Here is a 9,362-nt window from a genome sequence, read left to right on the forward strand (position 1 = left end):
TGGAACCGATGGTGCACTGATCGGTTGCCGCCGGCCGCGAAAAGGTTGCCGACCTTTTTCTCGGCGTGTCGCCGGCGGTTCCGGTCTTCCGGCCGGACGGCGACTGCGGCAGCGCACCAGAAGCACGCCACCGCAGCCGCTCGCAGGCCCCGAGGATCAGAGGGCCGTGAAGGTCCACAGCAGGTTCGTACTGCTGCCGTACGTCCACTGCTTGGTGACGGAGCCCGAGGGGACGTTGCCGCCGCCGTCGAGGACCAGGCCGGTGGTGCGGTTGGCTATCGAGTAGCTGCCGCCGCCCCGGTTGGTGATCTTCCACTGCTGGTTGGGGCCGCCGTTCCAGGCGGCCTGTCGGGCCGCGGTGCCGTCCGCGGTGGCGCCCCAGCCGTCGGCGACCATGCCGTTGGTGCGGTTGACCAGCTTGTAGTAGCCGTCCGCGACCGCCACCGCCTGCCACTGGAGGTTGGGACTGCCGTCCCAGCTCCACTGCTTGAGGTTGGACCCGGAGGCCACGTTGCCGCCGCTGTCCAGAGCGAGCCCGTCCGTGACGTTCGTGATCCGGAAGTACGTCGCCGGATTGAACTGGACCCTCAGCGAGGTGATTTGGTCGTTGTTGCCGGTGACCCGCAGATCGGGGTTGTCGGCGGTGAAGGTCCAGGAGGTGCCGGTGAAGCTGTCCCCGGAGTAGCCGGTCACCTGATAGCCGGGGGAGGGCCGCAGCGAGGAGATGGTGTCCGTGCCCAGTCCCGCCGCGGTCAGATCGGCCGCGGTGTAGTCGCCGACGGCGAACACGGCCGAGCTGCCGGTGTAGTTGACGTCCGTGAAGGCGACGGCGCCGGCGGCCGGCAGCAGGCCCGGGATCGTACCGGAGAAGGCCAGCTTCAGGACGTAGGCGTTGGCACTGTACGGCGCCGAGGAGGGCAGGGTGACCGTGAGGCCGGAGGAGCTCTGGACCGGCGTGGGCAGGTCGATGTAGGTGCCGGCGGTGGTGCCGAGGAGCTTCACCGAGGTCAGCGACGACAGGTTGATGCGGTCCGAGCTGAGCGTCTTGATCGTCAGCGAGCTGCCGGGCCAGCCCAGGACGGTGGCGTACAGGGTGTTGCCGGCCTTGTTGCGGGTGAAGCGGATGTCCTGCGCCGTACCGGCATGCGGGGTGGTGAACGAACCGCCGCCCATCTTCGTCGGACCCTCGCCGTACACCGCCCAGGCGCGGGTCCCGTACAACGACTCACCGAAGCGCTTCAGATGGTCGCCGATACCGAGCAGGACGTCCTTCTGCGCCTGCGGGATGGTGCCGTCGGCCATCGGTGCGATGTTCAGCAGCATGTTGCCGTTCTTGCTGACCCGGTCGATGAACGAGTGCAGCATCTGCTGAATGGTGTAGTAGCCGATGCCCTGCGTGTAGCACCAGCTGGAGCTGGAGATGCTGTCGTCGGTCAGCCAGTACGGCGTGGTGATGTCGGCCGGGCCGCCGCGCTCGTAGTCGAAGACCTCGCCCTTGCTGTTCAGGCCGTCCTTGTAGGTGGCGACGACCTCACGGCCCCAGCTGTTGGCCTGGTTGTAGTAGTACGACAGGAAGTTCAGGCGCTGGGTCTCGTCGATGGCGTCCAGCTTGAAGTCCTGCCACAGGATGTCGGGCTGGGCGCGGTCGATGACCTCCTTGAGCTTGTCGTACCAGAGCTGGTTCTCCGCGGCCGAGCCCAGCTGTCCGTAGAGCTTCTTCAGGCTCGGGTCCGTCTGGGCGGGGGCGTACTCGTAGTAGCCGTTGAAGTTGTACGCGTGGTGCATGGCGACCAGCAGCTTGAGGCCCTTGGCGCGGATGGCCGTGGAGAAGAGCTGAAGCAGGTTGAGCCCCGGGCCCTTGTTCACCGAGTTCCACTCGTTGACCTGGCTGTCCCACATGGAGAAGCCGTCATGGTGCTCGGCGACCGGGCCGGCGAACCTGGCGCCCGCGTCGACGAAGAGTTGCGCCCACTCGTTGGGGTCGAAGTTCCCGCCTGCCGACTTCAGCTTCGGCGCGAACTTCACGAAGTTGCCCGCCAGGTCCTGCGCCCCGTTGATGAAGTTGTGGTACGGCCATGCCGACGGCTGGCCGTAGGTCGCGATGTGGTGCTGGTTGGCGTTGCTGCCCGCGTTGTACATGTTCCGCGGGTACCACTCGCTTTCGTAAGCGGGGACGCTGAAGACGCCCCAGTGGAAGTAGATCCCGAACTTCGCGTCCTGGAACCACTCAGGGGCCGGCGGGTGCTGGTCGACCGAGTTCCAGTCTGGCGTGTACGTGCTGGGCGCCGCCTGGGCCGTACCGGCGCCGAACACACCTCCGGCGACGGCGGCAGCGGCCACGCAGGTGGCGCCGGCCAGGAAGTGGCGTCTGCTGAGCGAACTGGACATGGACATCCCTGGTTCAGAAGGGGACAGGGGAACGCAGCGGGCCGCTTGTTACGGATGAAGGTCCGCCATGTCTCCCTGGGATGTCAACCGGCGTGCAGGGATGAAAAGCACTGTGTGGTCAGGCGAGTTGACCAAGTTCTGGCAGATTTGACACGTTATGCGATCACGCAAACATGGCATGTCTGTCGTGGGTCTCGTGTGTCGAACGGGCTGACTCGGTGTTGTGGATTGATGGGATGCATCTCCCGCCTCTGCGGCATCCATCGCAGCTTTGAGGCGACTGTGACCTGGTATTTCATTTCGAGATTGACGAGGGTCTGGACAGTTCGCCGGAGTCGAGCCTATAAACATCCCATCTCTACCGCACGGCGATACGCAGATGTCGTCGAGGCGAAACATCTCCCGCCCAGGGACGAGCGCGAGGAAGCATCGATGAGACTCAGAACCGCCCTCTGTTCAGCCGTCTCCGCCGTGTCCGCACTGGCTCTGCTCAGCGCGTGCAGCAGCGGCTCCACCACCTCGGCGTCGTCGGGCGGCAAGCCGCTGGTCGGCGTCGACTACCCGCGCTCCGACACCGACTTCTGGAACTCCTACATCAAGTACACGCCCCAGTACGGCAAGGAGCTGGGGCTGGACCTGAAGACCACCAACTCGCAGAACGACGTCGCCAAGCTCACCGCCAACGCGCAGACCTTCATCAGCCAGGGCGTCAAGGGCATCGCGATGGCCCCGCAGGACACCGCCGCCATCGCGCCCACCCTCGCGCAGCTCGAGGCGAAGAAGATCCCCGTCGTCACCGTCGACACCCGCCCCGACAGCGGCAAGGTGTTCATGGTCGTGCGCGCCGACAACCGCGCCTACGGCGAGAAGGCCTGCCAGTACCTGGGCACCAGGCTGGGCGGCAAGGGCAAGGTCGTCATGCTGGAGGGCGGCCTGGACTCCATCAACGGCCGTGACCGCACCGAGGCGTTCAACGACTGCATGAAGAAGAACTACCCCGGTATCAAGGTGCTCGGTGAGGCCACCAACTGGGACGGCGCGGTCGCCGCGCAGAAGCTCCAGACCGACCTGACCGCCAACCCGGACGTCAAGGGCGTCTACATGGAGTCCAGCTTCGCCCTGGCCGGCACGCTCCAGGTGCTCAAGCAGAAGGGCTTGTTGGTGGACCCGAAGGACAAGAAGCACGTCTTCATCGTGTCCAACGACGGCATCCCCGAGGAGCTCAAGTCCATCGCCGAGGGCAAGATCGACGCCACCGTCTCCCAGCCGGCCGACCTGTACGCCAAGTACGCCCTGTACTACCTGAAGGCCGCGATCGACGGGAAGACGTTCCAGCCCGGCAAGACCGACCACGACAGCACCATCATCAAGGTCCGCGACGGCGTGCTCGAGGACCAGCTCTCCGCCCCGCTCGTCACCGCCGACGGCGCCACCTACGGCGGCGTGCCCAGCGTCAAGAGCGACGACAAGTCGCTGTGGGGCAACAACCTCGGCTGATCCTCCCCCGGAACACAACGGCCCACGAGAACAAGGCGGTTGAGATGAGCGACGGGGAGCGAGCAGTGACCCCCGCGCCCGCCCCGGCGGACGACGGGCGGGCCCCCGCAGCCCCGCCCGTCGTCGAGGCGACGGGCATCGTCAAACGATTCGGTCCGACGGTGGCCCTGAACGGCGCCCGGATCACCATCAGGCCCGGCGAGACCCATGCGCTCGTCGGCCGCAACGGAGCCGGCAAATCGACCCTGGTGTCGGTCCTCACCGGCCTTCAGGCCCCCGACGAGGGAACGGTGACCTTCGGCGGCGAACCGGCCCCCAAGCTCGGCGACCGTGACGCCTGGCGCCGGCGCGTGGCCTGCGTCTACCAGAAGTCGACGATCATCCCCACGCTGACCGTCGCCGAGAACCTCTTCCTGAACCGGCACGACCACGGATCGAGCCGTCTCATCAGCTGGCAGGCCACCCGCCGCCGTGCACAGGAGCTCCTGTCGGCCTGGTCGGTGGACGTCGACCCGCAGAGCCCGGCCGCCGAACTGAGCGTCGAGCAGCGGCAGTTCGTCGAGATCGCCCGCGCGCTGTCCTTCGGGGCCCGGTTCATCATCCTCGACGAACCGACCGCCCAGCTCGACGGGGCGGCCATCAACCGCCTCTTCGACCGCATCCGCGACCTGCAACGCCAGGGCGTCACCTTCCTGTTCATCAGCCACCACCTCCAGGAGGTCTACGAGATCTGCGACATGGTGACCGTGTTCCGCGACGCCCGGCACATCGTCACCGCCCCCGTCGCGGACCTGCCCCGCGCCGAGCTCGTCGCCGCCATGACCGGCGAGGCGGCCGCCGACCGGCGCGCGGAACGGGCCGCCACCCTCGACGCCGGCGCCAAGGCCGCACTGAACGTCCGCGCGCTGCAGGGCGAGGGGTACGACGACGTCAGCTTCCGGATCGGGGCCGGCGAGATCGTCGGCCTCGCGGGGGCCGCCGGCAGCGGACGTACCGAGGTCGCCGAGACCGTCGTAGGACTGCGGGCGGCAGCGGCGGGGGAGGTGGAGATCGCAGGGAAGCGGCCACGGCCCGGCAGCGTGCCCGCGGCGCTCGCCGCAGGCGCGGGGTTCGTCCCCCAGGACCGCCACCATCAGGGCTTCGTGCCCGACATGTCGATCGCGGACAACGCCACGCTGTCCGTGCCGAAGCGGCTCGGTGCGAACGGGTTCCTGAGCCGCAGCCGCCGGGACCGGCTCGCCGAGGGCATGATCGAGAAGCTGGCGATCAAGACTCCCGGCCCCGACCTGCCCGTCTCCGCGCTCTCCGGCGGCAACCAGCAGAAGGTCGTCATGGCCCGTGCCCTGGCCGACGACCCCCGGCTGCTGGTCCTGATCAACCCGACCGCGGGCGTGGACGTGCGCTCCAAGGAATTCCTCCTCGGCAAGGTCGAGGAGACCGCGCAGACCGGCACCGGAGTGCTCATCGCCTCCGACGAACTGGACGACCTGCGCATGTGCGACCGGGTCCTGGTGATGTTCCAGGGCCGAGTGACCTCAGAGATCGCCCGCGGCTGGCACGACCACGACCTCGTGGCCGCGATGGAAGGAGTGGACCTCCATGCCTGAAACCGTCCTCGCGGACACCGCCGCGGCGGGCACCCCCGAGCCCGCGGCGAAGCGGACCGCGCTGCTCGGCGGCCGGATACCGCTGGCCCGGCTGCGCGACCTCGCGCTCGTCCCGGCCATCGTCGTCATCGCGATCGTCGGACAGATCGTCAACCCGGTCTTCCTGCAGGCCGACAACCTCATCAACGTCCTGCAGACCATGTCCGAGATGGCTCTGCTGGTCCTCGCCCAGACGATGATCCTGATCGTCAAGAAGATGGACCTGTCGCTCGAGTCCACGATGGGCCTCGCACCCGGCGTCGCGGCCTGGCTGGTCGTACCGGCCGGCGCGGGCCACGGACTGGGCCTCCTCCCCGGCGCCTGGGCCATCCCCGTCACGCTCGCCACCGGTCTGCTGATCGGCGTGATCAACGCCCTGCTGATCATCCGCTTCGGCCTCAACGGCTTCATCGTCACCCTCGGCATGCTGATCGTGCTGCGCGGTGTCCTGACCGGCATCTCCGGCGGCCAGACCTTCTTCCAGCTGCCGCCGTCGATGCTCTACCTCGGCACCACCGAATGGTTCGGGATGCCCGCCTCCATCTGGGTCTGCCTGGCGCTGTTCGCCGTCGCGATCGTGGTGCTCGGCTGGACCAGCTTCGGCCGCTCCCTCTACGCCATCGGCGGCAACGTCGACGCGGCGAAGGCCGCCGGTATCCGCACCGACCGGGTGCTGTGGATCGTCATCGTCACCGGCAGCCTGCTCGCCGCCCTCGCCGGGCTGATGCTCTCCGGACGCCTGGCCTCGGTCGCCTCCGCGCAGGGCAACGGATACATCTTCACCGTGTTCGCCGCCGCCGTCATCGGCGGGATCAGCCTCAACGGCGGCAAGGGCACCATGTTCGGGGCCTTCTGCGGCATCCTGCTGCTCTTCATGATCCAGAACGTGCTCACGCTGGCGGGTGTCCCCGCGCAGTGGATCGGAGCGCTCAACGGCCTGATCATCCTGGTCGCCCTGGCGATATCACGCATCACCGGCGGCAAGGTCCAGGAGTGAACCGGGCGGCCGTCCCGGCCGCCCGGCACCCTCCGCCCCCACCGCCATCTCGTCGCAAGGGGCCGTATCGCCCCTGCTCTCACAGGAGTTGCCGCCATGTCATCCGCCCCGTCCGCTTCCCCGGCCTCTGCCCGTATCACCGCCCTGGACGTGCTGGACGTGCGTTTCCCGACGTCCGAGCATCTGGACGGGTCGGACGCGATGAACCCCGAACCCGACTACTCCGCCGCCTACGTCGTCCTGCGCACCGACGCCTCGGACGGTCTGGAGGGCCACGCACTGGCCTTCACCACCGGCCGTGGCAACGACGTGCAGGCCGCCGCCATCGCGGCCCTCGCCCCGCATGTGGTCGGCCTGTCGGTCGAGGAGGTCTGCGGCGACCTCGGCGCGTTCTCCCGCTCCCTCGTCCACGACCCCCAGCTGCGCTGGCTGGGCCCGGAGAAGGGCGCCATCCACATGGCCACCGGCGCGGTCGTCAACGCCGCCTGGGATCTGGCCGCCAAGCGCGCCGGCAAGCCCGTGTGGCGCTTCCTCGGCGAAATGACGCCGGAGGAACTGGTCGCGCAGGTCGACTTCCGCTGGCTCTCCGACGCGCTCACCCCCGAGGAGGCCCTGGAGATCCTGCGCCGCGCCGAACCCGGCCGCGCACAGCGCATCAGCCACCTGCTCGAGAGGGGCTACCCCGCCTACACCACCACCCCCGGCTGGCTCGGCTACTCCGACGAGAAGCTGGCCCGCCTGGCCCGCGAGGCCGTCGCCGACGGCTTCACCCAGATCAAGCTGAAGGTCGGCGCGGACCTTGAAGACGACATACGGCGCATGCGCGTCGCCCGCGAGACCGTCGGCCCGGACATCCGCGTCGCCGTCGACGCCAACCAGAGATGGGACGTCCAGCCCGCCATCGACTGGATGCGGGCCCTGGCCCCGTACGACCCGTACTGGATCGAGGAACCCACCTCGCCGGACGACATCCTCGGCCACGCCGCCGTCCGCAAGGCGCTCACCCCCATCAAGGTCGCCACCGGTGAGCACATCGCCAACCGGGTCGTCTTCAAGCAGCTCCTGCAGGCCGGCGCGGTGGACATCGTGCAGATCGATTCCGCCCGGGTCGGCGGCGTGGGCGAGAACATCGCGATCCTGCTGCTCGCCGCCAAGTTCGGCGTGCCCGTCTGCCCGCACGCGGGCGGCGTGGGCCTGTGCGAGATGGTGCAGCACCTGTCGATGTTCGACTACGTCGCCGTCTCCGGCACCACCGAGGACCGCGTCGTCGAGTACGTCGACCACCTGCACGAGCACTTCGTCGACCCGGTGCGCATCGCCGACGGCCACTACCTGGCGCCCACGCTGCCGGGGCTGAGCGCGCAGATGCACGCCGAGTCCCTCAAGGAGTACGCCTACCCCGACGGCCCCGTCTGGACCGCTCGTGTCTGACGCCCGGGCCCTCGTCGACGCCCACCACCACGTGTGGGACCTGCGCCTCAGGCCGCAGCCCTGGCTGGACGAGCCCGGTCACGAGCCGATCCGCCGCAACTTCAGTTCGCACGCCCTGCGATCGGCCGCGACCCGGCCGATCGCCGGACGGCGGCTGACGAGCACGGTGGTCGTCCAGTGCATCGCCTCCGTGCCCGAGACCCGCGACCTCCTCGCCCTGGCCGACGGCGACCCGCTGATCGGCGCCGTGGTCGGCTGGGCGGACCTGACGTCCCCCGCGATAGGCGACATACTCGACGACCTGCGGACCGGTTCCGGGGGCCGGTACCTGCGGGCCGTACGGCACGTCGTGCAGGGGGAGTCCGATCCACAGTGGCTCCAACGGCCGGACGTCGAGCGGGGGTTGCGGGCGGTCGCAGAACGCGGGCTCGGATACGACGTGCTGGTCCGCAGCCACCAGCTCCCGCAGGCGATCCGCCTCGCGGAACGGCTGCCGGAGCTGCCCCTCGTCCTGGACCACGCCGGGAAGCCGCCCATCGCGCAGCGCGAACTGGCCCGTTGGGAACAGCAGTTGAGGGCGCTGGCCCGGCATCCCCAGGTCCACTGCAAGGTGTCGGGTCTGGTCACGGAAGCCGACCACGAGAAGTGGACCGTCGAGGACATCCGCCCGGTGTGGGACGTCCTGCTCTCCGCCTTCGGTCCCGACCGGCTGATGTTCGGCTCCGACTGGCCCGTCTGCGTCCTGGCCGGCGGCTGGAACCGCTGGGCCGCCACCGTCGAGGTACTCCTGAACGACTGTTCCGGCACGGAGACCCAGGCGGTGCTCGCCGACACCGCGACCGCCTTCTACCACCTGAGTCCTACCCCTACCCCTACCCCTACTCCGATGAAGGCGGGGACGCCGTGCTCCTGACCGAACTGCTGCACCCCGGCATCCTCGAATCCCTGGCCGGAGCCGGCCACGGCGCCCGCGTGCTGCTCGCGGACGGCCACTACCCGGCGAGCACCGCCACCGGCGAACGCGCCAGAACCGTCCACCTCAACCTCGCCCCCGGCCTGCTCGACGTCACCACCGTGCTCGACGTCCTGCTGCGTGCCCTGCCCGTCGAGGCGGCCCACGTGATGGTGCCGCCCGAGGGCGAACCGGAGCCGCCCGCCATCGCCGAGTACCGCTCGAAGCTGGCGCCCCTCCCGGTCGACACGCTCGGCCGCTTCGAGTTCTACGACGCCGCCCGCTCACCCGACCTGGCACTGGCGATCGTCACCGCCGACACCCGCACCTACGCCAACCTGCTGCTGACCATCGGCGTCCGCGCTGAAGGGACCCTGACGACACGATGACACTCGCCGTCCGCTACACCTCCGCCCGCACCCTGGACACGGCGCCCGCTCACAGCGTGCCT

At 69.0% G+C, this 9,362-nt stretch carries 7 protein-coding genes; 6 read left to right on the forward strand and 1 reads right to left on the reverse strand.

What is annotated here, in order from left to right; all coding sequences use genetic code 11:
• Positions 1-156 precede the first annotated feature (156 nt).
• Positions 157-2,388, reverse strand: a complete 2,232-nt coding sequence (locus tag ACWCRD_RS43015; RefSeq protein ID WP_450971122.1) for an alpha-L-fucosidase — start codon at positions 2,386-2,388, stop codon at positions 157-159.
• 432 nt (positions 2,389-2,820) lie between these two features.
• Here ACWCRD_RS43015 and ACWCRD_RS43020 point away from each other — a divergent pair, with 432 nt between their 5' ends.
• The 6 genes from ACWCRD_RS43020 to ACWCRD_RS43045 all read left to right on the forward strand — a co-directional run bounded on the left by ACWCRD_RS43020 (position 2,821) and on the right by ACWCRD_RS43045 (position 9,300).
• The gene (locus ACWCRD_RS43020) at positions 2,821-3,885 is read left to right on the forward strand and encodes a sugar ABC transporter substrate-binding protein (RefSeq protein WP_450971123.1); all 1,065 of its coding nucleotides are present in this window, start codon (positions 2,821-2,823) and stop codon (positions 3,883-3,885) included.
• 44 nt (positions 3,886-3,929) lie between these two features.
• Positions 3,930-5,492: a sugar ABC transporter ATP-binding protein gene (locus ACWCRD_RS43025; protein ID WP_450971124.1), complete on the forward strand. Its 1,563-nt coding sequence runs from the start codon at positions 3,930-3,932 to the stop codon at positions 5,490-5,492.
• The gene (locus ACWCRD_RS43030) at positions 5,485-6,528 is read left to right on the forward strand and encodes an ABC transporter permease (RefSeq protein WP_450971125.1); all 1,044 of its coding nucleotides are present in this window, start codon (positions 5,485-5,487) and stop codon (positions 6,526-6,528) included. Before ACWCRD_RS43025 ends, ACWCRD_RS43030 begins: the two co-directional genes overlap by 8 nt.
• A gap of 96 nt (positions 6,529-6,624) precedes the next feature.
• Positions 6,625-7,959, forward strand: coding sequence for an L-fuconate dehydratase (locus tag ACWCRD_RS43035; RefSeq protein ID WP_450971126.1), 1,335 nt, complete (start codon positions 6,625-6,627; stop codon positions 7,957-7,959).
• On the forward strand, positions 7,952-8,872 hold the full coding sequence (locus ACWCRD_RS43040; RefSeq protein WP_450971127.1) for an amidohydrolase family protein: 921 nt from the start codon (positions 7,952-7,954) through the stop codon (positions 8,870-8,872). The genes ACWCRD_RS43035 and ACWCRD_RS43040 overlap by 8 nt, the downstream gene beginning before the upstream one ends.
• A complete protein-coding gene (locus tag ACWCRD_RS43045) occupies positions 8,863-9,300 on the forward strand; it encodes an RbsD/FucU domain-containing protein (protein WP_344399416.1) in 438 nt (145 codons plus the stop codon). The genes ACWCRD_RS43040 and ACWCRD_RS43045 overlap by 10 nt, the downstream gene beginning before the upstream one ends.
• The last annotated feature ends 62 nt before the right edge of the window (positions 9,301-9,362 follow it).

This window comes from Streptomyces sp. NPDC002092, assembly GCF_053593775.1.

Coding starts and splice junctions, on each gene's coding strand:
- ACWCRD_RS43015 (WP_450971122.1), bottom strand. CDS start 2,388: ATGTCCAGTTCGCTCAGCAGACGCCACTTCCTGGCCGGCGCCACCTGC.
- ACWCRD_RS43020 (WP_450971123.1), top strand. CDS start 2,821: ATGAGACTCAGAACCGCCCTCTGTTCAGCCGTCTCCGCCGTGTCCGCA.
- ACWCRD_RS43025 (WP_450971124.1), top strand. CDS start 3,930: ATGAGCGACGGGGAGCGAGCAGTGACCCCCGCGCCCGCCCCGGCGGAC.
- ACWCRD_RS43030 (WP_450971125.1), top strand. CDS start 5,485: ATGCCTGAAACCGTCCTCGCGGACACCGCCGCGGCGGGCACCCCCGAG.
- ACWCRD_RS43035 (WP_450971126.1), top strand. CDS start 6,625: ATGTCATCCGCCCCGTCCGCTTCCCCGGCCTCTGCCCGTATCACCGCC.